This window comes from Plantibacter sp. CFBP 13570 (assembly GCF_014841395.1).
In the GTDB taxonomy this organism is placed as follows: domain Bacteria; phylum Actinomycetota; class Actinomycetes; order Actinomycetales; family Microbacteriaceae; genus Plantibacter; species Plantibacter auratus.
Map to the genome: position 1 here is coordinate 71,396 of NZ_JACYTW010000010.1, position 25,080 is coordinate 96,475.

26 protein-coding genes and 1 pseudogene are annotated in these 25,080 nt (G+C 65.1%); 6 read left to right on the forward strand and 21 right to left on the reverse strand.

The window, feature by feature from the left end:
• Positions 1–7 precede the first annotated feature (7 nt).
• From IFT89_RS05770 to IFT89_RS05810, 9 genes are all read right to left on the reverse strand, one after another.
• Positions 8–781 (reverse strand): SDR family NAD(P)-dependent oxidoreductase, encoded by a 774-nt coding sequence (locus IFT89_RS05770; RefSeq protein ID WP_137243645.1) that lies wholly within the window; start codon positions 779–781, stop codon positions 8–10.
• The gene (locus IFT89_RS05775) at positions 778–1,629 is read right to left on the reverse strand and encodes a fumarylacetoacetate hydrolase family protein (protein WP_202938467.1); all 852 of its coding nucleotides are present in this window, start codon (positions 1,627–1,629) and stop codon (positions 778–780) included. Before IFT89_RS05775 ends, IFT89_RS05770 begins: the two co-directional genes overlap by 4 nt.
• A complete protein-coding gene (locus IFT89_RS05780) occupies positions 1,626–2,471 on the reverse strand; it encodes an amidohydrolase family protein (protein WP_202938468.1) in 846 nt (281 codons plus the stop codon). Before IFT89_RS05780 ends, IFT89_RS05775 begins: the two co-directional genes overlap by 4 nt.
• Entirely contained in the window at positions 2,468–3,430 is a 963-nt protein-coding gene (locus tag IFT89_RS05785; protein WP_202938469.1) for an aldo/keto reductase, read from the reverse strand. Before IFT89_RS05785 ends, IFT89_RS05780 begins: the two co-directional genes overlap by 4 nt.
• 84 nt (positions 3,431–3,514) lie before the next feature.
• Positions 3,515–3,862: an L-rhamnose mutarotase gene (locus IFT89_RS05790; RefSeq protein WP_202938470.1), complete on the reverse strand. Its 348-nt coding sequence runs from the start codon at positions 3,860–3,862 to the stop codon at positions 3,515–3,517.
• A complete protein-coding gene (locus tag IFT89_RS05795; RefSeq protein WP_213014181.1) occupies positions 3,859–4,809 on the reverse strand; it encodes a carbohydrate ABC transporter permease in 951 nt (316 codons plus the stop codon). The genes IFT89_RS05790 and IFT89_RS05795 overlap by 4 nt, the downstream gene beginning before the upstream one ends.
• Positions 4,796–5,677 carry a carbohydrate ABC transporter permease gene (locus IFT89_RS05800; RefSeq protein ID WP_175117518.1) on the reverse strand — a complete coding sequence of 294 codons (882 nt, stop codon included), beginning with the start codon at positions 5,675–5,677 and terminating at the stop codon, positions 4,796–4,798. Before IFT89_RS05800 ends, IFT89_RS05795 begins: the two co-directional genes overlap by 14 nt.
• Positions 5,678–5,781: 104 nt before the next feature.
• A complete protein-coding gene (locus IFT89_RS05805) occupies positions 5,782–7,149 on the reverse strand; it encodes an ABC transporter substrate-binding protein (RefSeq protein ID WP_202938471.1) in 1,368 nt (455 codons plus the stop codon).
• Positions 7,150–7,384: 235 nt separating this feature from the next.
• Positions 7,385–7,798 carry a winged helix-turn-helix transcriptional regulator gene (locus IFT89_RS05810; RefSeq protein WP_202938472.1) on the reverse strand — a complete coding sequence of 138 codons (414 nt, stop codon included), beginning with the start codon at positions 7,796–7,798 and terminating at the stop codon, positions 7,385–7,387.
• Positions 7,799–7,884: 86 nt separating this feature from the next.
• On the opposite strand from IFT89_RS05810, the gene IFT89_RS05815 reads away from it, so the two are divergent.
• Positions 7,885–8,292 (forward strand): nuclear transport factor 2 family protein, encoded by a 408-nt coding sequence (locus IFT89_RS05815; protein WP_175117521.1) that lies wholly within the window; start codon positions 7,885–7,887, stop codon positions 8,290–8,292.
• A 293-nt stretch (positions 8,293–8,585) separates the two neighbouring features.
• Here IFT89_RS05815 and IFT89_RS05820 read toward each other — a convergent pair whose 3' ends face one another.
• From IFT89_RS05820 to IFT89_RS05850, 7 genes are all read right to left on the reverse strand, one after another.
• Positions 8,586–9,428, reverse strand: coding sequence for a DJ-1/PfpI family protein (locus tag IFT89_RS05820; protein ID WP_202938473.1), 843 nt, complete (start codon positions 9,426–9,428; stop codon positions 8,586–8,588).
• A 59-nt stretch (positions 9,429–9,487) separates the two neighbouring features.
• Positions 9,488–10,267 (reverse strand): ABC transporter ATP-binding protein, encoded by a 780-nt coding sequence (locus IFT89_RS05825; protein ID WP_202938474.1) that lies wholly within the window; start codon positions 10,265–10,267, stop codon positions 9,488–9,490.
• Positions 10,264–11,271 carry a FecCD family ABC transporter permease gene (locus IFT89_RS05830; protein ID WP_202938475.1) on the reverse strand — a complete coding sequence of 336 codons (1,008 nt, stop codon included), beginning with the start codon at positions 11,269–11,271 and terminating at the stop codon, positions 10,264–10,266. Before IFT89_RS05830 ends, IFT89_RS05825 begins: the two co-directional genes overlap by 4 nt.
• 56 nt (positions 11,272–11,327) lie before the next feature.
• On the reverse strand, positions 11,328–12,161 hold the full coding sequence (locus tag IFT89_RS05835) for an ABC transporter substrate-binding protein (protein ID WP_164486977.1): 834 nt from the start codon (positions 12,159–12,161) through the stop codon (positions 11,328–11,330).
• A 432-nt stretch (positions 12,162–12,593) separates the two neighbouring features.
• Positions 12,594–13,934 (reverse strand): aspartate aminotransferase family protein, encoded by a 1,341-nt coding sequence (locus IFT89_RS05840; RefSeq protein WP_192019680.1) that lies wholly within the window; start codon positions 13,932–13,934, stop codon positions 12,594–12,596.
• 47 nt (positions 13,935–13,981) lie between these two features.
• Positions 13,982–15,799, reverse strand: a complete 1,818-nt coding sequence (locus IFT89_RS05845) for a glycoside hydrolase family 3 protein (RefSeq protein ID WP_202938476.1) — start codon at positions 15,797–15,799, stop codon at positions 13,982–13,984.
• Positions 15,799–17,073: an MFS transporter gene (locus IFT89_RS05850; protein ID WP_202938477.1), complete on the reverse strand. Its 1,275-nt coding sequence runs from the start codon at positions 17,071–17,073 to the stop codon at positions 15,799–15,801. Before IFT89_RS05850 ends, IFT89_RS05845 begins: the two co-directional genes overlap by 1 nt.
• A gap of 184 nt (positions 17,074–17,257) precedes the next feature.
• On the opposite strand from IFT89_RS05850, the gene IFT89_RS20160 reads away from it, so the two are divergent.
• The 3 genes from IFT89_RS20160 (at position 17,258) to IFT89_RS05865 (ending at position 19,936) form a co-directional block, all read left to right on the forward strand.
• Positions 17,258–18,364, forward strand: coding sequence for a TetR/AcrR family transcriptional regulator (locus IFT89_RS20160; protein WP_307783449.1), 1,107 nt, complete (start codon positions 17,258–17,260; stop codon positions 18,362–18,364).
• 487 nt (positions 18,365–18,851) lie between these two features.
• On the forward strand, positions 18,852–19,160 hold the full coding sequence (locus IFT89_RS05860) for a hypothetical protein (RefSeq protein ID WP_202938479.1): 309 nt from the start codon (positions 18,852–18,854) through the stop codon (positions 19,158–19,160).
• A 212-nt stretch (positions 19,161–19,372) separates the two neighbouring features.
• Entirely contained in the window at positions 19,373–19,936 is a 564-nt protein-coding gene (locus IFT89_RS05865; protein WP_161578638.1) for a class I SAM-dependent methyltransferase, read from the forward strand.
• Positions 19,937–20,395: 459 nt separating this feature from the next.
• Here the strand turns inward: IFT89_RS05865 and IFT89_RS05870 are convergent, their stop codons facing one another.
• Positions 20,396–21,394 (reverse strand): arsenic resistance protein, encoded by a 999-nt coding sequence (locus IFT89_RS05870; RefSeq protein WP_240044056.1) that lies wholly within the window; start codon positions 21,392–21,394, stop codon positions 20,396–20,398.
• Positions 21,395–21,461: 67 nt separating this feature from the next.
• Between IFT89_RS05870 and IFT89_RS05875 the strand changes: the two genes are divergently transcribed.
• On the forward strand, positions 21,462–21,908 hold the full coding sequence (locus IFT89_RS05875) for a MerR family transcriptional regulator (protein ID WP_124769839.1): 447 nt from the start codon (positions 21,462–21,464) through the stop codon (positions 21,906–21,908).
• Between the two features lie 77 nt (positions 21,909–21,985).
• On the opposite strand, the gene IFT89_RS05880 is transcribed toward IFT89_RS05875, so the two are convergent.
• The 3 genes from IFT89_RS05880 to IFT89_RS05890 all read right to left on the reverse strand — a co-directional run bounded on the left by IFT89_RS05880 (position 21,986) and on the right by IFT89_RS05890 (position 24,077).
• On the reverse strand, positions 21,986–22,726 hold the full coding sequence (locus IFT89_RS05880) for a hypothetical protein (RefSeq protein ID WP_202938480.1): 741 nt from the start codon (positions 22,724–22,726) through the stop codon (positions 21,986–21,988).
• Positions 22,723–23,622 carry a hypothetical protein gene (locus IFT89_RS05885; RefSeq protein ID WP_202938481.1) on the reverse strand — a complete coding sequence of 300 codons (900 nt, stop codon included), beginning with the start codon at positions 23,620–23,622 and terminating at the stop codon, positions 22,723–22,725. Before IFT89_RS05885 ends, IFT89_RS05880 begins: the two co-directional genes overlap by 4 nt.
• Positions 23,623–23,828: 206 nt before the next feature.
• Positions 23,829–24,077, reverse strand: coding sequence for a hypothetical protein (locus IFT89_RS05890; protein ID WP_202938482.1), 249 nt, complete (start codon positions 24,075–24,077; stop codon positions 23,829–23,831).
• An 81-nt stretch (positions 24,078–24,158) separates the two neighbouring features.
• Between IFT89_RS05890 and IFT89_RS20905 the strand changes: the two genes are divergently transcribed.
• Positions 24,159–24,695, forward strand: coding sequence for a helix-turn-helix domain-containing protein (locus tag IFT89_RS20905; protein WP_202938483.1), 537 nt, complete (start codon positions 24,159–24,161; stop codon positions 24,693–24,695).
• A gap of 182 nt (positions 24,696–24,877) precedes the next feature.
• On the opposite strand, the pseudogene IFT89_RS05900 reads toward IFT89_RS20905, so the two are convergent.
• Positions 24,878–25,080, reverse strand: a pseudogene (locus IFT89_RS05900) (hypothetical protein); the annotation flags it as partial.

The window sequence follows — 25,080 nt, forward strand, 5'->3', positions numbered from 1 at the left end:
CGTTCGATCAGCCGTGCGCTTGGTTGGAGACAGGGCGCCGGGGACGAAGGTGTGTGACGCCACCGTCCACCTCGAGAGCGGTGCCGGTGGTCGAGCCGGCAGCGGGCGAGGCGAGGTAGAGAATGGCGTCGGCGACTTCGTCCGGGGTCACCATTCGCCCCGTCGCCTGCCGTTCGTCCAGTTGCGCCCGCTCAGTGATGGGATCGTCGAACCCCGCGAGCATGCGCTCGACGAACGGAGTCGCGACGGTGCCGGGGCTCACGCAGTTCACGCGGATACCTTCCGCGACGTGATCGGTCGCCATGGCGTAGGTCAAGGCGAGGATGGCCCCCTTCGAAGCGGCGTAGAGAGCACGACGCGGAAGTCCGTTGAGAGCGGCAATGGAGCAGACATTGACGATCGAAGCGTGGCCGGACCGCCTGAGGTGGGGAAGCGATGCCGCGACGACCCTGGCCGTGCCGGTGACGTTCACGTCCAGTACTCGAGCCCAATCGTCGTCGTCGTTCTCCTCGACCGTGCCCACGGCGGAGATGCCCGCCGAGTTGACGACGATGTCGATGCCGCCCAACTCATCAGCGAGAGACTCGACCGCTGTCGTGACGCTCGACCGATCCCGCACGTTTGCGGCATGACCGACAACCGTTTCTGGGAGCCCGAGGACCTGGATGTCGAGGACACCGACTCTTGCGCCCTCGGCTTGGAGCGCCGAGACGACCGAGGCTCCGATCCCGGAAGAGCCTCCGGTGACGATCGCGCTGAGCCCGACGAACCGGCCGCTCACGCCGCGCTCACCGTCTGCCGCGATGTGCCGAGACCGTCGATCTCAAGCTCGACGACGTCTCCAGTGCGCAAGTACACGTCGTCTGCCTGTCCGAGGGCGACGCCCGCGGGCGTTCCGGTGTTGATGAGATCCCCGGGATGCAACACCATGAACTGCGACAGGTACCAGATCACGTACTCGACCGAGAAGATCATGTCTGCCGTGCTCCCGTTCTGCCGTTGCTGTCCGTTGACGGACAGGCGGAGTCCTAGACGCTGCGGATCGGGGATCTCGTCGCGCGTGACCAGGTATGGGCCGAGCGGGTTGAACGTCTCGCAGCTCTTGCCCTTGTCCCACTGCCCGCCTCGTTCCAGCTGGAACTCCCGCTCCGAGACGTCGTGAGACACCGCGTAGCCGGCGACGGTCGCGAGAGCATCCGCGGGGCTGTCGAGATATCGAGCGGTCCGGCCGATGACGACGCCGAGCTCGACCTCCCAGTCCGTCTTGCGTGAGCGTCGGGGGATCAGGATGGTGTCGTAGGGGCCGACCACCGTGGACGGATCCTTCATGAAGACCACCGGCTCCGTCGGGATCGCCGCCCCGGTCTCTTCGGCATGGTCTCGATAGTTGAGACCGACGCAGACCACCTTGCCCGGTCGGGCGATGGGCGCCGCCATCGATGTTCCGAGCCCGGAAGCGACGGTGCGGAGGTCCCCGGCAATCATCGCTGCACGCGCGATGTCGATTCCTCCGCGTTCGTGGAACCCCCGGTCGATGTCTGTGGTGATGGGGGACAGGTCGTAGGTCACGTCCTGCTCGAAGAGCACGGGCAGAGGGCCAGTGGGGGTGTTCAGTCGTCCGAGTTTCATGAGTCCAGTCCGTGAATGTCGTAGAAGTGGGCGGCGGTGTCCGAGAAGACGGAAGTGAGTGAGGTTCCGCCTCGATCGCCGGCGGCTGAAGCGACGAGATCGAAGGCCTTGCGGTGGTCTTCGACGAGTTCGACGAGAGGCCAGTCGCTTCCGTACATCACCCGGTCCGCGCCGAACAGATCGAGCGCTGTGTCGACGAACGGACGCGCCGGATGACCTGCGCCAGGGGAGAGAGAGTCCGCGGGTCCCAGCAGACCGGAAGCCTTGGCGAACACCGTCGGTCGTGTCGCCGCGTCAGCGAGCGCCGATCTCCAGGCTGCGCGAGCCCTGGCGTCACCGGCCAGCGGCGGTTTGCCCAGATGGTCGATCACGATGCGCAGACCCGGATGGCGATCTGCGAGCGCTGGAACCTCGCAGAGTGCGGCGTGGTCCGCCGTGACGAAGTCCAGTGTCAGCCCGGCGTTCGCCAGCAGGTTCAGAGACTCGGTCTGCGCAGCACCAGCCAGCCATCCAGCAGCGCGTTCGTGGATGAGGTTTCGGACGCCCACGATGAGCGGATCGTTCGCGTACTCCTGGGCGAGCTCGGCCACGAGGTGGGGTTGGTCCAATGGGACCCAAGCGACGATTCCGACCACGCGGGGATCGAGCTCGGCCTGCGCCCGCATGACAGCGGTGTCGGCCGCGTTGTCTGCTGCCTGCACGAGAATGATGCGAGTCGCGGGCCGGATGCTGGGGAACTCATCGAGCAGAACCGTGCGATCGAGGGGGTGGACGGCGTCGGTGAGCCAGGAATAGCTCGCGCTGGAGAGATCCCAGACATGAACGTGAGCGTCGATGATCATGAGGTCACCCCGAGGTGTCGCCATGCTTCCGGGGAAATCGTCGAGTCGTAGTAGGTGACGGTGCCCTCAACCTGCTCGGCTGTGCGCATTCCAACCACCACCGAGGCGACGTTGGGCTGGAGGAGCGGGAACTGGACAGCGGCTTGTGGCAACGTCACCCCCACCTCGGAGCACGCGGCGGCTAGAGCTCGCGCACGGCGGAGGATCTCTGATGGAGCCTGTTGGTAGTCGTAGGTGGCGTCTGCCGGTACTTGTGGCTGGCTGAGGAGTCCTGAGTTGTAGACGCCGGCGGCGACGACGGCCACGCCGCGCTCGACCGCCGCGGCTAGCAATTCATCCTCCGCGGAGCGATCGAGCAGGGTGTAGCGACCAGCGACCATGACGACATCGACGTCGCGTTCGCGGACCAATCTCGCGAGCATCGGGGCCTGATTCATCCCTGCCCCGACCGCCCCGACCACGCCCTGGTCGCGCAGCTCGATCAAGGCGTCCAGCCCAGTGGTCGATGCGCTGTCCCAGTGGTCGTCCGGGTCGTGCAGATAGACGATGTCCAGTCGGTCCATATGCAGTCGCGAAAGGCTGCTCTCGATCGATCGGAGCACCCCGTCGCGGCTGAAGTCCCACTCCCGACGATGGGTTGCGGGCACAGCGAAGCCGTCCTCGAGGTCGAAGTCACCTGCTGCGGCGCGTTCCGGTGTTGGAACGAGGCGGCGTCCGACCTTGGTGGAGATGACGAACTGGTCTCGTGGGCGACTGCGGAGGTACTCGCCGAGTCGTTGTTCGGAGAGGCCGAGTCCGTAGTGCGGGGCGGTGTCGAAGTAGCGGATCCCGCTCTTCCAGGCGGTGTCGACAGCTTCCTTCGCCTCTTCGTCGGTCGTCGGACGGAACAGGTTGCCGAGCTGGGCGGCACCGAAACCAATCTCAGTGACGTTCAGTCCGCGGAGTTGTCTCGTACGCATGGGTTCTTCTCGCAGTAGGTAGGGAAACGCATATGGGGCGGGGAGCGCTGACGGTTCGGCTCGTCAGCCGGCGGGCAACGAAGATCAGTTGAGATGCCAGATTTCGGTGAAGAGCTCCCAGTTGTCAGCTGTGGAGTCCTCGCGCAGGGGGCGTTGGCAGGGAGCGGTGTAGGACCACCAATGTTGGGTGATCGGGTCCATCGCCATGCGACGTTGATCGGCCTCGTAGTCGGACCCGACGTACTCGTAGTAGCCGAGGATGTAGTCGTCCAGCGCGAAGATCGTGAAGTTCCGGATGCCGCTTGCGGACAGAGCGGTTTCGATTCGCGGCCAGACGCTGCGATGCAGCTCGATGTACTCGTCGCGTTTCGAGCCGACCAGGCGGGCAGCCATCCCGAAACGACGGACCGGCTGTTGTTGCTCGTCGGTCATTCCTTGGTCCCTCCGGCCGTCATCCCCGAGACGAGGAATCGCTGGGAGAACAGGAAGATCACGAGGACGGGCGCGACCGAGAGGATGGTCGCCAACGCGAGCACCGGCAGGCTGATGGTCACCGATGCAGCGCTGGTCGGGTTGAAGAGCGGAACGTTCGACAGCAGCTCGACGAGCCCGACCTGGATCGGCGACTTCCGTCCCGGAGCGGTGACGAACGGGAGGAAGTAGTTGTTCCAGTTCCCGACGAGGTTGAAGAAGCCGACGAGGGCGATCACCGGAGTCGCGAGAGGCATGGCGATCTGGGCGAACACTCGGAACTCGGTCGCACCGTCGATCCGAGCCGCATTGAGCAAATCCTTCGAGACGCTCGTCGTGAAGTAGATGTACGTCAGGTACACGCCGAACGGGAAGAACGAGAACGGCAGGATGACCGCCAGGGGATTGCCGATGAGCTTCAGCGCCGAGAGTTCCAGGAAGACCGGGAGGACCAACGCCGTGTTGGGAATGAGCATCACGATGAGCGTCACGACGAGCAACGTCCGCCGCAGGCGGAACTCGGTGAGCGCCAGCGCATAACCTGCCGGGATCGTCACGACGAGCGTGATCACGAGCGCAACGCCGCTGTACAGCACGGAATTGCCGAGCCAGGTCCAGATGATGCCGTTCTGGAACTCGGCGAGGCTCGCCCAGTTCGCCAACAGGACGTCGATCGATCCGATGCTGAACGGCGCGTTCTGAACGAGATCGCTGGCGGACTTGGTCGGGGCGAGGAGAAGCCAGATGATCGGTATCGCGAAGAAGAGGGCGAAGACGGTGAGGACGGCGACGACCGTGACCCGGCCGAGCCATCGGCCAGGAGATACGTACTCGCGACCGCCCGAGCGGTTCGCCTTCTGGCTTTCGCGCCCGGCGGAGCGGGCGGATCGGATTTCAGTCGCGTTCAAAGAGTCCTCCTCGGAAGACGAAGATCGCCGACAGCGCCGCCGCAACTGCAAGGAGCAGGAGCGAGATCGCCGCGGAACCGTTGAAGTCGCCCTGTCTGAAGGCGTACAGGTAGGCGAGTTGATTGAGTGAGTAGTCCGGAGGGACGACACCCTTGGATGCTTGGGAGAGGACGCGGGGTTCGACGAACAGTTGGGTGCCAGCGGCCAGCGACATCACCGCGGTGTACGAGATCCATTTCCGAAGAAGTGGGATCTGGATGTACCAGGCGGCCTTGACCGGCCCAGCGCCATCGATTCGTGCAGCTTCCATGACATCAGCGGAGATGTTGTTGAGTGCGCCGTACATGATCACGATCCACCCGCCGGCACCCGTCCAGAACGCGACGATGGTGAAGATGACCGGCAGGTTGTCGACGGAGACGGTCTGCACGAAATTCTCGAAGCCGAACGCGTTCAGGATGGCAGCCACCGGGCTCACGGAAGGGTCGAGCAGGAACAGCCAGAGCATCACACTCGACGCTCCTGCGAGGGCGCCCGGGATGTAGTAGACGAACCGGAGGCTGTTCGCCAGCCAGCGTCGCCCGATCGAATGGACGAGCAAGGCCAGCAAGACGACGAACACGAGAAGCGTCACCAGGTACACCACGAGGTAGACGGCCACGTGTGCCACCGCAGGGAGGAAGCGATAGTCGCCGAAGATCCGGGTGAAGTTCGAGATGCCGGCGAAGGCACCGTCGGTCGTGAAGGCGAGGAAGATCGTGTACAGCGTCGGCACGACGCCGAAGGCGATCAGCAGGAGGGCGTAGCCAGACGTGAAGACAGCTCCGATCCGGGCTTGCGAACGGTCTGGCCGGCGAGTGCGGGACACCCGCCGCCGCCCCTCGAGGGGGGAGCGGACGGCGGCGGGTGTCGGTGCTGGGAATGTGATGGGGTGTCCTTTGCTCGCGCAGGGGGACCTGCGATGAACGGTGGTTACTTGACGGTGTAGCCCTGGACCTGAGCCTGGTTCTCGTACTCGGCTTGCAGCGCCGGGACCAGCTCCTTGAGGGTCTTCCCTTCGGCGAGACCCGGGATCACGACCGAGGAGAACCCGGTTTCCGGGCTGAACGACGGGAAGCCCCAGCCGTCCCAGACGCTGTCCGCGGCACTGGTGATGGCGCCCTGGAAGTCGCCCGCGAAGTACCCGGAGGCCGCCTGAGCGCCCAGCCAGGCGTCAGCGGTGGAGCCGTAGGCGGGAAGACCGGTAGCGAGCTCTGCGGCCTTGTCGGAACTGCTCACGAACTCCAGGAAGGACGCGACTCCGTCGAGGTTCTTCGAGTGGCTCGAGCCGTACCAGATCCCACCACCGACGTTGCCGGTGACCTCGGCCTCACCCTCCCAGTGCAGGGGAGCAGCGGCGCCGACGGTGCCCGGCGCAGCGTTCAGGCTGTCGGGATTCTGGAAGAGAGCTCCAGCGAACCATGCCGGTCCCGGCGTCCCGAGCAGCTTGTCGCTGTACTTCGACACGAAGTCTGCCCCGAACACGCTGTCCTGGACGAGCGTGCCGTTCGCGAGCATGTGGTCGATGAGGTCCGTCACCTGCTCCGACTTCGGATCCGCGAAGTCGCTGGAGAACGTCTGGCCGTCGACCTGGAAGACCGGAGCTTCGCCACTCCAGTAGTAGGTGAAGGGCCCGGTGAAGGCGTCTCCGACGGACCCGAGGATGTAGCCGGGGTGTTCGGCTGCCACCTTGTCGCTGAGCTCCCGGTAGTCCTCCCAGGTGGTCGGGACCTCATACCCGAACTGGGTCATCAGTGGTTCGTTGTACCAGTACACGACCGGAGCGAGGTCGTTGCGGACGCCATAGACGTTCTCGTCGATCGTCATCGGGTCCAAGGCGCCGGGGGTGAACCCGTCGAGGAAGTCATCGGAGAGCAGCCCCTTGTTCAGCACTGCTGCGAAGGCCTGCACGCCGTTCTGCTCGACGCCCGCCCAGGCGGTGTCATTGGTCTGCGTGGAGAAGACGACATCGGGCCACCCTTCACCTGACTGGTCGAACAGGGCGATCTTCGTCTTGAACGAATCGCTGCCGCCGGCGCTGCCGTCGTAGGTCTCGATGGTCATCTTCACGTCGGGGTTCTCCGACTGGAACGCCTTGGCGATCGGCTCGCGGGCAGCGTCGACCAGAACGGTCAGACCCGCGTTGGGGTCCTGCTCTGCGGCGGGGAAACCGTACTTGTCCGACGTCGCACTCGGGCCGGCGGTGCAGGCGGTGAGCAGGGCGAGACCGACGGCAGCGGTGGCTGACAGGGACAGGGCGCGTGGAACGCGACGGGGGTGACGACGGTGCTGTGTGGACATCGTGGATCCATTTCGGGTCGGCTTCATTGGCGATGGGGTCCGAGTTCATCTCGGCCTGATAGACAGTTCATCATACATAGTATGTATTGCCAACCCCCAGTTCGAGGTTCCGCCTAAAGCCTGCCGCGCTCCGGGGTCGAGGGCTGGACTGAGGTGCCTATACGACGAGATTGCGGCCCATCACCGCCGGCGTGGGTGGTGCCCTATCGAGCGCGCAGACGTGCTGATGACGTCGTTAGCTGTCGGTGCGCTGGGCCGCGGTTCCATGCACGACGTTGTCGAAGGTGTCGCGGGAGTCGAGGACCTCAGCGATGTGCTGCTCCGCCCATTGGCCGAGAGCGGTCAGCGGTTCGCGCAGTGTCTGGCCGAGTGGCGTCAGGGTGTACTCGACGCGGGGTGGCATCTCGTCGTATGCGGTGCGAGTGAGGATGCCGTCGCGTTCCAGATCCCGAAGGGTGCCCGAGAGGACCTTGCCGCTGATCCCGCCGACCGTCTCGCGGAGCGTCCCGAATCGGAGGGGACCGTCGCTCAATGCGATGACGATCATCGCGGTCCACTTGTTGGCGATCCGGGCGAGCGAGGTGCGCGACGGGCATGTCGGCAGCATCACGTTCCAGACGGGTGCGTCGACAGGCGCATCAGAGTTCATCGCGAATACTCCTTAGTTACGTTGAGGTAACAGGTTACCGCCTGAAACTATGGTGCTACCACTCACCCTCACGAAGGAGACACACCATGATCGACCAGACCCCCGCAGCCGTCGCCGTCACCTACTTCGATGCCCTCGGCCGCGGTGACATTCCGACGGTGATGGCGCAGTTCGACCCCGAGGTGGTGTGGCACCAGCCCGGAGCGAACCAGTTCTCGGGTGATCACCGCGGCGTCGACGGTGTCGGTGCGCTCCTCGGCGGCATGATGGCCACGAGCGAAGGCACCTTCCAGCTAGCTGTGACCGGACCTGCGATGGTGAACGGCGAGCTCGTCGCAGTCCCCGTCCGGTTCACGGGGACCCGTGGCGACGTCGTCATGGACATGCCCGGTGTCGACCTCCTGACCGTCCGTAGCGGGCGCATCGTCGAGGTGAGCCTGTTCTCCGCGGACGGCCCGGCGGAGGACACGTTCTGGGGGCCTGCTGAGAGCTGAGGTTCGGATGCCGGACGGGCGATTGCCCGCCTAGATCTCGCTCGTCACGACGAGCCGGAAGGTCATCGAGACGGTTGCATTCATGAGAATGCCCGGGAACGTGTACTGATGGTGCGCATGAACATTGGCCGCGTGTATGCGTCGAGGACGTTCTTCGGCCCCGTGTAGTGGGCCCGCCCTGCGGCGCCTTCGGACAGGTCAGTCGAGCCAGATGTCCGAAGGCGCCGCTCTTCGAGCGGGGGCAGCGCCGGTGTATCGACGAACGCCGGCCGGGTCGCGGCGGGGCTCGTCGGTCAGACCGTCGGTGCTGTGAGCTCGACTACGAGCGGTGCGAGGAACTCGCGGGAGAGATCGGTGAGCTCAGCGCCGGCCCGCTCCGGGGTGCCGGTGTCGAAGGGCGGTTCCGGGGTGTGTTCGGCTCCCAGGACGGCGAACTTCGCCAGCTCTTCGCCGGACAGGTAGGAGACGAGGCGGATGCCGAGGTCCATACCCGCGGTGACTCCGGCCGCGGTCAGCCGGTTGCCGTCTTCGACGACGCGTTCGTCGACCTCTATCGCGCCGTAGCCTCCGAGGAGGTGGCGGACGGACCAGTGCGAGGTGGCTCGGCGACCGTCGAGCAGCCCGGCGGCAGCGAGAGCGATGGAGCCGGAGCACACGCTGGTCACGTATTCCGCGTTTCGACCGATGCGCTCGAGGTTCGCCATGGCGCGGGTGTCGCGGAGGAGGATGCCGGTATCGCCGCCCGGGACGAGGATGACGGCGGGTGCATCGGTCACCTGGTCGAGCGTGAGCGCAGGTGCGAGGGTCGGCCCGCTCCCACTCGGCACGGGTTCAAGGGTGGTTGCGGTGGTCACGAACTGCACCGTCGCACCGGTTCCCGCGAGGAAGTGGAACGGGCCCACGACGTCGAGGAGTTCGAAACCCGGGTGCAGGACGATGAGGATCGTCTTGTCCGTCGCAAAGCTGACTCCGGGTCGTGCGGCGAGCGTGTGATGGGCGGCGATGGAGCGGTCGACCGCCTGCTGCTTGGTGGGATCATCGCCGATCACCGTGAAAAGGGTGCTGGCGGAAGGGTCGTGCCCCACCCTGTGACCCGGGAGGGCGGTGGTCTCGAGGGGCTGGTCGTCGTCATGCATGCAGATACTCCTGTGCCTGGTTGTCGGTTGTCGGTGTCGTGTCTGTCGGACCGGTTCGATCAGCTGTCGGCGAAGACGAGCTGCATGCGCCCGGTGAGTGGGTTGACGAGGGTCTCGGCTCGGACGCCGAACACCCGGTCGAGTAGATGCGGGGTGAACACTGCAGCCGGGGTTCCGGAGGCGACGACACGGCCGTGCTCGAGCATGACGATCTCATCGCAGTAGGAGGCGGCGAGATTCAGTTCGTGCAGTGTGACGAGCGTGGTGATCTGGAGGTCGCGCACCAGTGCGAGCAACTGCAACTGATGACGGATGTCGAGGTGGTTCGTGGGCTCGTCGAGCACGAGGATCTGCGGTTCCTGCGCCAGTGCACGGGCGAGCTGCACGCGCTGCCGTTCGCCGCCGGACAGCGTGCTGACATCACGGTCCGCGAACTCCGCGACGCCCGCGGTCACCATGGCTCGCTCCACGACCTGCCGGTCCTCAGCACTGTCGGTGGCGAGGAGTCGTCCGTGTGGCAGGCGTCCGGTCGCGACGCAGTCGGCCACGGTGAGTTCGAGGTCTGCTGGGCTGTCCTGGACGACTGCGGCGATCACCCGCGCTGCCTGGCGGGCCGGCATTGTCCAGACGTCGCGGTCGTCGGCCAGAACCTGTCCCTCGGACGGACGCAGCATCCGATAGACCGTCCGGAGGAGTGTCGACTTCCCGCTGCCGTTCGGCCCGACGAGCCCGACGACGTTCGAACGCGCCCGTAAGGCGACATCCTCGATGATCCGTCGGCCGGCGATGTCCACGCTGACGCCCTGGACTTCCAGTGACCTGCCTTCGGCCGCGTTCATCGCTGGTTCCGACCGGATCGCCGCAGCAGCCACAGGAAGAACGGTGCACCGACGACGGCGGTGAGCAGCCCGACAGGGACCTCGGTCGGCGCGAGGAGCAGTCGCGCTCCGATGTCCACGACGACCAGCAACAGTCCGCCGGCCAGTGCGGACGCGGGAAGCACCCAGCGATGGTCGGACCCGATCGCCATGCGGACGGCATGCGGCACCACGAGGCCCACGAAACCGATCGACCCGCTCACCGCGACGACGACACCGACGAGCAGTGAGGTGATGATGAACAGCATCAGCCGCATCCGGCCGACGTCCACGCCGAGGCTGGCTGCTGTCTCGTCGCCGGTGAGGAAGGCGTTCAAGATCGGAGCGAGGAGGACGAGCAGGATCGTCGCGACGATCAGGACGAGAGTCGGGACGCCGAGGTCGCTCCAGGTGGCCGCGGCGAGGCTGCCTGCGAGCCAGGACAGGACTTGTCCGACGCCTTGGCTGGCCCCGCTGGATCGGAGGACGAGATAACTCGTGATCGAACTGAGGAGATACGACATCGCCACTCCGGCGAGCACCAGACGGTTCGGCGTCACCCGCCCACCCTGCTGCGCGAGAGCGAAGACGAGAACCGTGGTGATCAAGGCCCCGACGAAGGCCGCGACGGGAGTCGACACGGCGGCGAACAGTCCGCTCGTGAGCGTCAACGCGGCGACCGCGGCCACGGAGGCGCCTGAGGAGACACCGAAGACGAACGGGTCCGCCAACGGATTGCGCACGACGGCCTGGAGCACGGCACCGGCGACTGCAAGCGCCGCACCGACGACGAACCCGAGCAATGCTCGGGGAAGGCGGAACTCCCACACGATCTGGTCGTCGAGCCCGGCGACCGGGCCACCGCCCCAGGGGAGCAGGCGCGCTCCGATCACTTCGACGACCCGCCCCGTTGCGATGCCCACGCTCCCCACGGCGACAGAGAGCACCACCGCGACGATGCAGGCGACGAGGAGGATGGCGATCACCGGTTGCGGGTGCCGCCGGGCTCGGGTGTGTGTCCGTGCTGGTGCGGGAGCTGCTGTCACGAGGAGGGAACCGGAAGATCCAGATCGGGGTGGAGGGCGTTGGCGATCTTCGTCAGACCCACCATGACCGAGATCGACGAGTCGGTCTCCTGCGTCGGCACCTCACTGATCCGACCGTTCTTCACCGCGGGGAGGTCGGGGAAGTTCTCCTCGAGGAACGCCTTCTGCGTCGCGAAGCCCTGGCCCGGGAACGTGCCGACGAGGATGACGTCGGCGTCCGAGGCGGCGAACTCCTCTTTACTGACGTAGACGGAGTCAGAGGAGAAGACGTTCTTGCCGCCGGCGGTGCTGATCAGGTCATCGTAGATACCGCCCGCCAGGACGATCACGGGGCCGGATCCGCCGTTGAAGTACGCGGTCTTCACCGTCGGCTTGCCCTGGACGGCCTTGACGACCTCCTCCTTCTCGGCATCGAGCCGAGCGATAACTTCATCGGCCTTCGCCGAGACGTTGAAGATCGTGCCGTAGTCGCGGAGCGTCTTGGACACGGAGTCGATGTTCCAGATCTTCGTGCTCTGTGAATCGGTCGCCCCACAGAGGTTGGCGCCGTAGACGGTCGCCCCGGCCTGCTCGAGCTGCTCGACCGACGCGTATCCCTGTGAGGCGTCGAACGCGAACCCTTCCAGCACCTGCCCGGTGACGAAGTCCGGCTTCTCGCTCAACAGAACCTCTTTCGACGGGAACCCCATCATGCTCCCGATGGTCTGCAACCCATCCGCCGCCTTCGCGACCGAGTCCGGGTAGGGGGCGTAGTCCGCCTGGACCGCGACGATCTTGTCCCGGAGTCCGAGCGCAAGGAGTGCTTCGGTATTGGACTGCCACAGGCTCACCACACGGTCCGGCGCAGAGTCGACGGTGATGGTCCGGCCGCAGTTCTCCAACGACACCGGATACCCGTTCGCGGCAGTGGCGCTCGTGGGCGCAGTCGAACCCGGTGCGCCGCTCCCGGCGCAAGCGGTGGCGACCAGGAGAAAGACCGAGGCAGCCCCTGTCGAGGAGATGATTCGTCGGGCAGGGGGTCGCATGGGGCTCCTTCACTAGCGCGGATACGCAGTTCTACGTCATGTAGAAGAATAGCTCGTTTCGCGAGAAGACGAGCCGCACGTTGGTCCGACGGGCTCCTGTGAGCGAGCTATTGCGCTGGACCAGGCGCTCGCCGATGGCAGGATCGATAACCGCGTGGCGGCTCATGCTGGTTCTCTTTCGATCGGAACGGGGGTCGGAGTGGTTAGCCGCGCCGAGCCTGAAACCATGGACCGCGCTTAGGCCTCGAGGTCGGTGATGATGTCCTTCACCGTCTCGATGTACGACGTGATGTCGTCGTCGGTCATCGCCAGCGACAGCGAGAACTCACCGCGAGCGACGGGGAAGAAGCCCCGATTCGCGAGTTCGAGCGAGAAGGTCTGTGTCTTCTCGGCGTCGACGTTGCGCCAGTGATCCCGTTGGGTCTCCACGGTCATTCCCGCCTCGAGGCAGTACGCGTAGGCGAGTGATGAGTAGCCGCTCCCAAAGATCGTGAACGGACTCCGCCGCGCCGCGGTCCACTCACCGACCTCGGACAGGACGCGCCCGGCCATCGTGTTGAGCCGGTCGTACGCCGCTTCGTCGAGTGCGGTCATACACGCGATGCCCGCGATCAGGGCGAGCCGGTGCCCGTGGTGAGTCCCGGAAATCGGCACCCTGCCATCGGCGAGCAGGCCCATGACGTCTGCGCGGCCGCCGATCGCGCCAAGCGGTAGCCCGCCCCCGATGATCTTTCCCATCACGGTGATGTCCGCATCGATGCCGTATGTGTTTTGCATGCCGTGGAACGAGGCCCGCAGGGTCATCGTCTCGTCGATGACGAGCAGGATGCGGAGTTCAGCGGTGACCCGACGCAGCATCTGGACGAACCCCTTTCGCAGCACGACGTGGCCGCCCGCGCCGCTTTCGAGTTCGACGATCACACAGGCGAGGTCGTCGGCGTGCTCGCGGAGGATGCGTTCTGTGCCTGCTTCGTCGTTCTGCGTGAGCATCACCACGTGCTCGACGACCGCGTCAGGGATGCCCTCACTGTCGGCGACCGGACGGGGGTTGCTGTCTGACCCGTATTCCTCGCCACCGTGCGGGTGGGCGGACACACTGACCGGGTCGGTGAAGCCGTGGTAGCCCCCCTCGAACTTCGCGATCAGGGTTCTTCCCGTGAACGCGCGTGCAACGCGAATCGCACTCATCACGGACTCTGACGCCGAACACGAGAACTGCACCATGTCGATCGAGGCGACGCGGTCGATGAGAATCCGCGCCAGTGCCGCCTCCTCCGCGACCGGGTTGCCGAACGACGTACCCGAAGGAATGGCCGCGATGAGCGCCTCGCTGATCGCCTGGTTGCCGTGACCGAGGATGTTGACCGTGAAGTTGTTGTTCAGGTCCAGGAGCCGGTGTCCGTCGACCGTGTCGATGTACGCACCGTCACCGCCCTCGACGAACACGGCGTGGGGGCCGAAGTTGAAAGACGTGCGGCTGTAGCCGCCGGGGATCACCTCCCGTCCCTCCGTGGTGAGCTGGGCAGATGTGGCGAACCTCTCGCTGAAGCGACGAGTGGCGGATTCGAGCGTGAGCATTGTGGTCTCCTTGGTCGGTCTCGGTGAAAGGTTCGTGGGTAGCAGGGTCAGGGGGTGGTGCGACGGCGGGCAGGGAAGGTGAGTCCGTGACCGAACGCGAAGAGCGGGTCAGCGGTGTCGAAGGGCACGTCGGAACGAGATGCCACGACCGCCTCCATGCTGGAAGGGATGTCGAAGGGAAGTCGACCCCTGGGAGCGTCAAGTCCGGTGAGGACGTCGAGGAGCGCGGAGGGATCGGCGCCGAAGTTCGCGATGACGGCAGCTGCCGACTCGACGATCGGACCGAGAATCGCAGGCCGGTCAAGGAAGACGTCGACGATGGTCGGCACTTCGGTTGCAACTCGATCGATGTGATCGATCAGGTCCGCGGAGAATTCGAGGGATCCGGCATGGAAGTAGTTTTCGAACGATGTCGAGCGCTTCTCGAACGGGGCGTGAATGCGCAGGATAGCGACGTCTGCTGCGGAGGGGTCATCGACCACGGTCCCGTACTGGGACGCTACAGCCGCGTTGATTCCTTCCACGTACAGCCGGAGTCCGGGCGCCAGGGGAAGGATCCCGTCGCCGGCCGACTCGCGGTTGGTGAGCAGTGTCAACGATGCGCGTTGTGCCCGGAGGCCTGCTTCCCGGAACTCGGGTGCTCCGACGATGCGGGCTGCGCGAGTCTCGTCCACGTACGGGTTGTCGAATAGTCCGAGGGTGAACTTCTCGCGCAGCAGTCGGCGGGCCGATTCGTCGAGTCGTTCCTCGGTAATCTCGCCCTGTTCGACCAGGTACACGAGCCCGTCGGGAGCGGCTTCGCCGCCAAGCTGGTCGACGCCGGCATCGATGGCCTTCCGCATCCGCTCGCGCGGTGTCAGATGCTCGACACCCCACGCCCGAGCAGGGAACGGCTCGCCGTCGACGACGGCATCGGTGAGCAGTCCCCAGTCGGTGCAGACGATGCCATCGAACCCGAGCTGCTCGCGCAGGAGCGTTGTGATGACCGACTTGTTGAAGCCGAAGCCGACTTCCTCGAACTCGGTCCCCACCGGCATGCCGTAGTACGGCATCATCTGCGTGGTTCCCGCTGCGATTGCGGCGATGAACGGCTTGAGATGGTGATCGAACATGCCCCCGGGGTAGACCTGCTCACGGCCGTAAGCGAAGTGGGGATCCTCACCGTCCTTCTGTGGCCCGCCGCCGGGGAAGTGCTTGGTCATCGTGGCAACGGAGGCGGGCCCAAGCTCCGCTCCCTGGAAGCCGCGGATGTATGCGGTCACGAGCCTGCTGGTCAGCTCGGCATCTTCACCGAACGTGTCCAGTTGCCGTGCCCACCTCGGTTCCGTCGCAAGGTCGACCTGCGGATGCAAGGCCACGCGGATACCGACGGCCGTGTACTCCTGGCGGGCGGTGTATGCGAATTGCTCGACGAGGTCCTCGTCCTGCGTCGCGGCCAGACCGAGCGCCTCCGGCCAGACCGAGAACGATCCGGCGAGAAGGCCGGCCAGGGGGTTGTCGCTGTAGGAGTTCCGCGGATCGGTGGAGATGGTCACCGGGATTCCAAGCCGGGTTTCCGCTGCCAATCGTTGGATGTTGTTGTTCCAGGTCGCCATCGCCTCCGGGGTGCCGCCGGTGAGGAGGTTGAAGTGGTTCATGTGGCGGCCGACCACGTACTCGCTGTTGGAAGGGAGATCGAACTCCCTGTCGCCCGTCGAGAGCTCCCCGTCAGGACCCATCGTGATCATCGTGTGGAAGAACAGTCCAGCCTTCTCCTCGAGCGTCATCTGTCTCAGGAGGATCTCGACGCGCTCCGAGACGCTCCGGCCGGTGTCGAAGTAGCTCTTGTCGACTTCGGTCCCCTCTTGGCTGGTGGGTTCCTGCATCACTTGGTTCCTTTCACGCGGTAGACGACGAGTGCGCCAGCGAGTGCCGCTGCGGCACCCACCAGGTAGAACAGCGAGTACCCGCCGATCGCGGTGGAGGCGCCCAGTGCGATGACCGCCGGGGCAATGGCCGGCGCAATGGACTGCGGCAGTGCGTTGGCGATGTTGATCACGCCGAGATCCTTTGCCGTGTCCTCGACATCGGGCAGCACCTGGGTGGCCAACGCGAGGGAGACTGACAGGAACGAGCCGATGCCGAATCCGATCAGGCCCTGCCCGAGGATGACGATGCTCACATCGGGTGCGAAGGCGAGAACCACGAGCCCCCCGACCATGATGAGGCCGGCGGCGAGGACGAACGGTTTCCGGCGGTTCAACCGGTCCGACAGGTAGCCCGCGAGCGGACCAGAGATCGCCTGCGCTCCGACTGCGGCGAGGTTGGCGATGAGGATGACCGTGATCGCTTCGTTCTCGGTCTGGCCGAACTTGTCGGTCAGGTAGAGCGGTAGGAATGTCGCGACGCCGGCGTATCCGAACATCACGAGGAAGGTGGTAAGCCATGTCCAGCCGAAGTCTGGGTTCTTGCGTGGGTTGAACGCGAAGGAGCCGATGAATTCCTTGAAGCCGTACCGCTCGGCGGGACGAACCAGACGCACGCTGTCCTGCAGCAGTAGGGCGAAGAGGATCGTGAAGAGCAGTCCGACCGCGCCGGGCACGGCGAAGCGAGTGAGATCGGAATCGAGGAAGTTGACCGCGAACGTTCCACCGAGAATCCCGAGCGATGTCGTGATGCCGATGATCCCGGATGCAAGCCCGCGCCGCCAGACAGGGACCTTGTCAGCGATGGTGGCATTGAGCGCGGAAAGCGCACCGTTGAGGGACGCCTGAACAAGGCACCAGCCGGCAAGCACCACCCACACGTTGGGCGCGAGGCCGATTACAACGAGAGCACCGAACCCGATTGCGGTTCCACCGATCAACCATGGGCGGCGCATCCCGAACCGGGACGTGGTGCGATCTGAGAGCCGCCCAACCAGCGGGTTGAAGATGATCGCGAACAGGCTCCCGACGCCCATCACCAGACTGAGCGCGCCGAGAGACTCCTCGCGACTCGACGTGATGTGCTCCAGCTTGAACGCCAGCGAGACGAACACCGGCGTAAGGACAGCCAGGTAGATGCCGAAGTTCGCCAGACCCAGCGTGGGTAAGTAGGCGGCGGATGTCGGGCCGACGGGTGTGGATCGGGTAGGGGATGGAGTGGACTTCTCTGTCACGACGGGCTCCTCAGGATGGCCAGATGGAAGTTATGGCTCTCAATGTAACTGAATCTCGTTGCTTATGTAACTCAAAGTAGCCCCGAGTGTAACTTTTGGGTTTCGACCTCATGACAAACTGGTGCATGTGAGTAGTACGCAGGTGTCCCGAGCCGATGCTGCTTGGCGAACACGACAGAGCATCGTGCGCGAATCACGCCGCGCCTTCGCGGAGGACGATCTGCTGGCAGTGACGGTTCAGGACATCGCAGACCGGGCCGGAATCTCGCGTCCCGGTCTCCTGAAGCACTTCGCGTCGAAAGAGGCGCTGCTCGACGCCGTCGCGCAGGAATTCGATGACGAGACCGGTCAAGTCATGGGCTCCAGCCCTCTCACGGTTGAGGTGGCGGCCCGGCTATCACGCAGCGTGGACGGATACGCCGCTCTGTCAGCGATCCTCCTCTCGCGTGCCATGACCGGGGGTAGCGATCAGGCCGCCTCGCATTCCCATCACCGACGACTGCTGACGGATGAGTCCAAGCCCATATCTGACGGGGTGCGCACTCGGGTGGCGGTGTGGGAGGGGCTGCTCGTCATCAGCCGGTATCTCCCGGAGCTGAATCCTCCCGGGCTGTTTGCACGTGACACAGCGAGCGGGGATGGGGGCGGTTCTGTACCCGCCCTTCGCCCGCGGCCCCTGGCGATCGACACCGTCTTGACTGAACGCAGCGGATACGAGCCGGGGCATAGGCGCCGGGCGCGGATCGTGGCCGATGCCACGACAGTGTTCGCCGAAAACGGATTCGGGGCCACCACCATGAGAGAGATCTCCGAGCGGGTGAACGTCGCGCCCTCCACCTTGCGACACCACTTCCCCAGCAAGACCGACCTGTTCGCCGAAGTCATGCGACAACGCGACAACGACATGGTCACGAGGCGAGCAGGTGCGGTACTCGATCCGACGGAGGAACTACTCGCCGTCGGGGTGGAGGCCGCACGAGACGCAGGAGCGGAAAGCGGGCTGATCGGTCTCTATGCCGTCTTGTCCACCGAGGCCGTGTCGCTCGAACATCCCGTCCATGGGTACTTCCGGGAACGATTCGTCCGGACGATCGCTTACTTCGAGAACCTCTTTGCTCGCGCGGCCTCGGACCAGAGTCTGAACCTGGATGCACGGTTCGAAGCGACACGGCTGATCGCACTGTGGGACGGTCTGCAGTACCAGTCGATACTTGAAATCGGGTTCGATAGCGCCTCCGACTTGCCCCGGATTCTCAACGCCCACGTCGCGGAGGTACTCCAGCACCAGTGAACCCCGTGCGCTTCCACCAGAACCCAGCCGATTGAACGCGTGGTGGCGGGCCATGACGCTCAAGAGAGATGACGCCGATCGTTCAACTGCCCCCACCTGCGCTTGCCGCCGCGCACGACTCCCGCTGTAAGCCCATTGCTGCACTTGCTCGACAGCCATAGGCCACTCTCGATGTATGCGAGATGCTCGAGGGACCGCACCGGTGCAATGAGCTGCAAGTTCAGCGCACCCCCGACACCCACGTTGTTGGGGGGTGAACAAAGCTAGGACCGCGGCTCCGAGTAGAATGCCTGCGCCGACGATTAGGGCGGTCCTGTTCCCGTCTACGAGCACATGTGCGCCTGTGCCACCGCTAACCGACGTGATGCTGTCGGCGACGCCGGCGAGGATTGCGAGGCCGAAGGCCATACCAATCTATTGGGCGGTGTTCAGTAGCGCTGACGCCATGCCAGCTCGATCAGGTGCGACTCCGTAGACGGCAGCCTGCATGAGCGAGGTCGTTCCCAGCCCGACGCCGAGCGCTACGAGAAGTATCGCGGAAGCCTTCAGCGTCCAGGAGCCGCCTGCGACGGCAATCGTCGAGAACCAGAAAACGCCGATCGCGCAAGACTGCATCGAGGGCGGCGACGTAGCGGGGCCGCTCCTCAGCAGTAGCTTCGGCGCTATGCCTGCGCCCACGACGATGCCGATAGCGAAAGGCAACCATGACAGCCTGATCCGGAGAGGACTGAATCCTGCAAACCGTTGCATATCCAGGGTGATGATGCAGAGGTGGGGCCGGTCGCTGTTAACGTGAGACCTCTCAGCCCTGCGGCGAGTGCGCGCCGCAAACGAACGTTTCTGCCTCGTCACGCAAGGGGTGCTCGGGAACGCTTCCGAAGGCGGTAGGTCGGAACTCGGTTGTGGCGGACACATTTGGGGCCGACAGTGCACTTGACGTAACGGGCCTGTCGTGTGCGCTAATGGGCTGAGCCAAGTAGGCGAGTTAGAGCGACCTCAGGGATGGGAATGAACATCTTCGATACATTCGTCGTCCCGAGGGGCGCGGATGGAGAGCGGGGCGCTGATCTTATGGAGAAGACCGGATCCGCGCTGCGCGAGCTCGCGACGGCGGCACTGGATGTTCACGATGCGGCGCACGTGCTGGAGATCGGATTCGGGCCAGGAATGGGTTTGGAAGCGCTGCTCGCTCTCGTGCCCAGAGGACAGGTCACCGGTCTCGATCCTTCGCTGCTGATGCACCGTCGCGCGCGATCCAGGAATGATGACGCTGTTCGCAGCGGGCGTCTCGAACTCGTTGTCGGTGAGGCGAACCAGATGCCCTTCGCCACGGGACGTTTCAATGCTGTCCTGGCCATAGACAACGTCCACTTTTGGGCGGATCGACCTGCTGCGCTCCAACAGATCCGACGCGTCATCGACGGCGCTCCTGCCTCGCTAGTGCTGGCCCTCAGCCCGCAATCGGGCGGTTCGGCTCGAGCAGTGACTCGCGACCTCGCCCGAGCCTCGTTCGAGGTCGACTACCAGAACGAGTCCCTCAACGGTTTCCTCATCCGTGCCACAGCGACGTAGTCCTTGGCACTGGGCGCCACCCTCCCAGACGAGGCGTGTCAGGAGAAACACAACATGGCGCCGACCCGGAGGTCGGCGCCACCGCTTGCACTGGGCGCTAGACCTCCAAGTCGCGGAGCCGTTGCTCGACGGAACGGGTTGTATCGCGACGTAGATTCTGCGCGGGCCGTAACTCGTCGATCCGCTCACCGCGCATCGACCATCATGCGTGGTGTGACCCGACGACGGGTTCGACGCCGACGGCTCCGAAGGAGACCGACAGTGACAACCAGAACCAAACCGGCGATTCCCATACCTGAACGGACGGGAAGTAACTGGCCGCCGGTTCCTTTTCCGTGGGCACTGATTCGGCTGTCGTGTGACTGCTCCCAGCGGCTTGTGCTGCATACGGGTGACCCCAGCGGATTGCGCAAGTATCAGCGCTCTCGGCGCCTGAGTTACTCACAGGTGACGGTCGGATCAGCGGACCGATTTTCGGTCCTGAACCAGCCGTGGAAGGAGCCGCACGAACACGACCATGCCGACCAGCTCGACGAGCGTCTGCGTGACGACTACCACGGGCGCGAGCGCGAGTGACGCGGGTAGCGCGAGCGCGAGTGGGAGGACGACGAGGCTGTTGCGGGTGGCACCACTGAACACCAGGGCACGGGTTGCCGGCACGTCGAGGCGGAACAGGCGCCCGGCACCCGTGCCGACGAACGCCATGACGACGAGGAACGCCGCATACAGCGGCACGAGCACGAGCAACTGCAGGGCCGCGGTGCTCACCGCTCCCGCCTGCGAGGCTACGACGGTGAACAGCGTGGCGACCATCAGCGGCACCATGAGCGCCAGCATGGTGCGTTCGATCCCGCGCCCGATCCGGTGCCGCTTGGCGAGCCGCTGGGTCGCCGCGGCCGCGGTCAGTGGCAGCACGATGAGCAGCAGGAATGCGCGCACGAACGGGCCGAGCTCGACGGCCGCGACACCGCTGGGACCGATGAACAGCAGCAGGTAGACGGGCAGCAAGAGGATCTGCGTGAGCATCAGCAATGGAGCCGCCGCGAGCAGACGCTCCGCGGCTCCTCCCGCGAGGCCGGCGAACACGATCACGTAGTCGATGCACGGCGTCAGCAGCACCAACAGCACCCCGAATAGCAGCGCCGGTTGATCCGCGACGAACCGCGACAGCCCGTAGGCGACGAGCGGCACGATGACGAAGTTCACGACCCCGACCGCGCTGAGGAATCGGACGTCGCGGAGCGCGCGGCCGATCGCGGCGAACGGGACCCCGAGGAACGTCGCGAACAGCAGCAGCGCGAGCACCGGCTCGATCGCCACTTCCAGATGGTGCGCGCCGGGCAACAGCAGGCCGAGGACGCCGCCAGCAGCGATCGCCGCGAGATAGAGGACGATCTGGTGACGTTCCAGCCACGGCACGAGCGCCGTCACGAGCTGAGATCGAGCATTGAGGGGCACGAGGCTCAACCGTAAACGTTCCAGCCGCTGGAAGGTCAATCCGTGGTCCCGGCCGTAGGATCGGCGCATGCGCATCTCAGAGGTCAGCAAGCGCACCGGCGTCGCACCGACCGCCTTGCGCTACTACGAGAGCATCGGCCTCATCATCCCCGGCCGCACCCGCAACGGCTACCGCGACTATGACGCCGCCGTGCTCGGGCGGCTCGACCTCATCGAAGCGAGCAAAGAACTCGGCCTGCCACTCGCTGACATCGGTCGGCATCTCCGGTCGCTGGAGGACGACTCCTGCACCGACGTTCGCGACCAGCTCCGCCCGCTCCTGGCGGAACGGGTGCGCCAGATCGACGAGAAACGCGCCCGCCTCGATGAGCTGCGCGCCCGCCTCGAGCAGGCCGATGTGGGGCTGGCGAACTGTCCAGATCGAGCCGAACACTGCTCGACGGAATGCGTTTTTCAACCGTCTGAACGCATGGCCCGGGGCGAGAATTCCGGCAGGTTCTCGACGCCCGATTGACGTGAGTCGCTAGTAGTTGACCTAGTGTCGACATCCTGGGGAGTGTCGATCTTGCCCGTCGCGCAGAGCGGGCCGCTCTAGAGCTCCAGACCCCCGCCAGACCCGGGCTGGCGCAGCGGGTGAGCGTCGCGGTGGGTATCGTCTGAGCGCGGTCGGAGGACTCTGCTTGAGAACTTCCGAGCTAACTCGGTTAGGCGTCCCCTCGAATCCTGCGGCTGCACGTCTTCGGAGCGCTCGGGCAGACCCAACTCCAGTGCCTGTTGGCGATTGGCGCGGAGGTCCCGAAGGTACCCCGCGGCCGGGTCCTCGTCCGGAGTCCAGTCGATAAGACGGGGAGGCTCTCGCCAGCTAGAAGCGGAGGTCGACGGCGCGGTTTGTGGGCTCGCAGGCACGGTCTCTACCGCAGCTTGGTGAACCTCGTCTAACGGGAGGTACAGGTCCGGGCGCCAAAGCGGCCCGCCGGTCTGCGAAAGGACTCGGTCGACGCTCTCGAGCTGTTCGTCGATCCCTGCATCTCGACCGAGCCACTTGCCTGCCAAGGCATAGTACGTCTCTAGCCAGGAGTCAGGGTCTCGGTGGATGTCGTAGTCCGATGCCCCGGTGAAACGGAGGAGCAGGTCCATCTGAGTCTCAACGATCCTCAGTTGGATATCCTCCTCCATCCGAGGGCCGTCGCCGTGAATGTCCTCGTAGTCGTCGCGCACGTCGTCATAGTCCGGCTGTGGCTTGCGGAATCGTAACCCGTGGCGATACATCGCCACCCATTCGTTCTGGTCCTGGCTCAGGTCCGACGAGGGGCCAGTCTGTTCCTCGCTCATCCTGCGATCCCCTCGCTCAAGGCGGTCCGGCTGGCTCGGCGCCGCACGACACGACGAACGACGAAGGGCGAGGCACCGAGGAGCGTTGTGGCGGCAGCGCCGGCGGCGAGCGTGGCGCCGTCGAAGCCGGTGCTCGCGAGCTTCTGTCCGGGGCGGTCGATGAAGAGCGTCTGCTCACCCTCCTGCCCACAGACACCCTCGCTGAGGAGCACCTGCTTCGTGTCATCGGCATACGTGCGCTCGATCCAGTTGACCCCGGTGCCCATGTCGCGGGTGGCGGTGAAGGTCGGCCCGGGGATATCCGTGCGGCCGTCGATCATGATCGGTGCCGATTCCGTCAGGTATTCGGTCGTGGCGTCGCAGACGGGCTGACCGTCGGCGATGCGATAGGCGGTGAAGGTCTGCACGGCGGTATCGGGGTAGAGGGCGACGTCTTCATGGTGGGCGGTGTCGCCGTACTGCTCTCCCTCCATCACCGACGGCACAGCCTTCGTCGTGACGCGGGGGATGACCGTCGTCTCGTCGGGCAACCCGAACGCGTCGTGCCAGGATCCCTGCAGGACGGACTTCGTCCTGTCGGACTGCTTGTCGAGGTCGAGTGACCAGACTGCGGTGATCGGGCCGTCGGCTTCGTCAGTTCGGGGGAAGCTTGCCTTCATGACGTCGCCGACCTCGTCACAGGTGGCGATGGCCGTGCCGAGCGCCGGCCGACCTTCTGGGACGTCGGGGAGGCCGTCCTCGCCGGGGAGCTTGGCGTAGATTGCGACGTCCCAGATGACTTCGACGCCTTCGCCGTCCCGGTTGCGCCGCCAGGCGGTGCTGGTGCTGTCGGGGGAGAGGTCGCAGGTTGCGTGGTCGATGATGGTGCCGCCGACGGGGACGAGGGTCTGCTGCATCTCGCTCGTCACGATCGGCTGGAAGATGGTCGAGGCGGTGGTGCTGGCTTCGGAGGTGAACGGGATGGGGGAGCGGTTCTCGCTGCCGCGGGCGAGGCGCTGCTGGCCGGGCGTCTCGTACGCTCTCGAAGTCGAACTCGGGCCGGATGAACTCTGCCTCGGTGATCAAGTACTCTCGAGGACCCATCGGCCCCTTCTCTGCGGGCTCAGACACTGGTGGGGCCGTTGGCCGCTGCTGCAGATGACGGCAGGAATTCAGAGCCTCTTAGCCCAAGGGCGGCGCCGATCCGGTCGAGTTCGGCCACGGTGAAGTCGAGCTGACCGTCGAGCTTCAGTCGGAGCTGTTCTGGCGGCATCCCGACTGCGTTCGCAAGTTGGGTATCCGTCTGGCCATGGTTGAGCAATGCGTGTTGGATGCGTTGAGCGATCTGCTGGGAGAGGGGGATGGTGTCCATTTGGTCACCATAGGAATCATTCGGTCGGCTTGTCAAATATTAGATTTGTGTGAACGAGTGTTTGTTTGCTACGGTGGCCGGATGGACACCGCCCTCGATTTCAACGACGCGGTAGCTGCTGAACTCCGCCGCCAACGCACGGCTCGAGGACTCACGATCGACGAAGTCGCGAGGCGTGCCGGGATGGTACGCACGACGGTGCTCCGCTACCTCAACGGCAAGCGCGCCATTCCGATCGGCGCGCTCTATGGCTTGTCTGGAGCTCTGTCTGTGGAGGCCCATCGGGTGGTGGCGGCAGCGGAAGCCTCATTTGCTGCGATGTCTGCGGCCGATGGCATACCTGTAGTCGGTGCTACCGACTCAGCGGAGCCCACGCCGCGACCCGGGCACGTAATTCGAGTGCGGTCGCAGGGAAGGGCGAGCACTCATGATTATGCGCGAATCGCGCCTATGCTGACCGCGCGAAGCCACGCGGGTGTCGGGGCTGGGAGGGGAGACCTGCCTGACCATCTGGGCATAGAGTCAGCGCCCGCCCGTGTGGCTGTCTCCGGCGATACGAGGCGACGCGTCGGACCCCACCGCGGGGCGCCGAGTGCGGCTCAGAACTTGATCGCCTGAGTAGCTACACCGCCAGTCCGGGCGGCAGTGCGTCGACGACGACTATGGGAACCGTGAGTCATTGATCGCGTGTGGGGTCCCTTCCTTGCGTGATGTTGGGCGGAACACTCTCCTGGGTTCTCGTTTCGCTCCGACGCAGGCGCATGATCGATAGTCACGGCAACGGCAACGGAAGTGCGCCTCTATACGGGGTGCGGCCAACGCGGCAGGACGAGGGGACTGCCCGATTCCGGGTCTTGGATGACACGCGCGTCGAGTCCGAATACTTCGGACACAAGCGACTCGGTGATGACCTTGGCCGGGGTTCCGGTGTCGACGACCTCACCGTCTTTCATCGCGATGATGTGGTCGGCGTAGCGTGCGGCTTGGTTGAGATCGTGAAGGA

Excerpts from the sequence above, each read along its gene's own strand:
- IFT89_RS05845 (WP_202938476.1), bottom strand. The coding sequence starts at position 15,799 with ATGCAGGAACCCACCAGCCAAGAGGGGACCGAAGTCGACAAGAGCTAC.
- IFT89_RS05840 (WP_192019680.1), bottom strand. The coding sequence starts at position 13,934 with ATGCTCACGCTCGAATCCGCCACTCGTCGCTTCAGCGAGAGGTTCGCC.
- IFT89_RS05865 (WP_161578638.1), top strand. The coding sequence starts at position 19,373 with ATGAACATCTTCGATACATTCGTCGTCCCGAGGGGCGCGGATGGAGAG.
- IFT89_RS05875 (WP_124769839.1), top strand. The coding sequence starts at position 21,462 with ATGCGCATCTCAGAGGTCAGCAAGCGCACCGGCGTCGCACCGACCGCC.
- IFT89_RS05885 (WP_202938481.1), bottom strand. The coding sequence starts at position 23,622 with ATGCAGCAGACCCTCGTCCCCGTCGGCGGCACCATCATCGACCACGCA.
- IFT89_RS20905 (WP_202938483.1), top strand. The coding sequence starts at position 24,159 with ATGGACACCGCCCTCGATTTCAACGACGCGGTAGCTGCTGAACTCCGC.
- IFT89_RS05860 (WP_202938479.1), top strand. The coding sequence starts at position 18,852 with ATGAGCGAGGTCGTTCCCAGCCCGACGCCGAGCGCTACGAGAAGTATC.
- IFT89_RS05825 (WP_202938474.1), bottom strand. The coding sequence starts at position 10,267 with ATGAACGCGGCCGAAGGCAGGTCACTGGAAGTCCAGGGCGTCAGCGTG.
- IFT89_RS05820 (WP_202938473.1), bottom strand. The coding sequence starts at position 9,428 with ATGCATGACGACGACCAGCCCCTCGAGACCACCGCCCTCCCGGGTCAC.
- IFT89_RS05775 (WP_202938467.1), bottom strand. The coding sequence starts at position 1,629 with ATGAAACTCGGACGACTGAACACCCCCACTGGCCCTCTGCCCGTGCTC.
- IFT89_RS05815 (WP_175117521.1), top strand. The coding sequence starts at position 7,885 with ATGATCGACCAGACCCCCGCAGCCGTCGCCGTCACCTACTTCGATGCC.
- IFT89_RS05890 (WP_202938482.1), bottom strand. The coding sequence starts at position 24,077 with ATGGACACCATCCCCCTCTCCCAGCAGATCGCTCAACGCATCCAACAC.
- IFT89_RS05785 (WP_202938469.1), bottom strand. The coding sequence starts at position 3,430 with ATGCGTACGAGACAACTCCGCGGACTGAACGTCACTGAGATTGGTTTC.
- IFT89_RS05810 (WP_202938472.1), bottom strand. The coding sequence starts at position 7,798 with ATGAACTCTGATGCGCCTGTCGACGCACCCGTCTGGAACGTGATGCTG.
- IFT89_RS05880 (WP_202938480.1), bottom strand. The coding sequence starts at position 22,726 with ATGAGCGAGGAACAGACTGGCCCCTCGTCGGACCTGAGCCAGGACCAG.
- IFT89_RS05780 (WP_202938468.1), bottom strand. The coding sequence starts at position 2,471 with ATGATCATCGACGCTCACGTTCATGTCTGGGATCTCTCCAGCGCGAGC.
- IFT89_RS05790 (WP_202938470.1), bottom strand. The coding sequence starts at position 3,862 with ATGACCGACGAGCAACAACAGCCGGTCCGTCGTTTCGGGATGGCTGCC.
- IFT89_RS05805 (WP_202938471.1), bottom strand. The coding sequence starts at position 7,149 with ATGTCCACACAGCACCGTCGTCACCCCCGTCGCGTTCCACGCGCCCTG.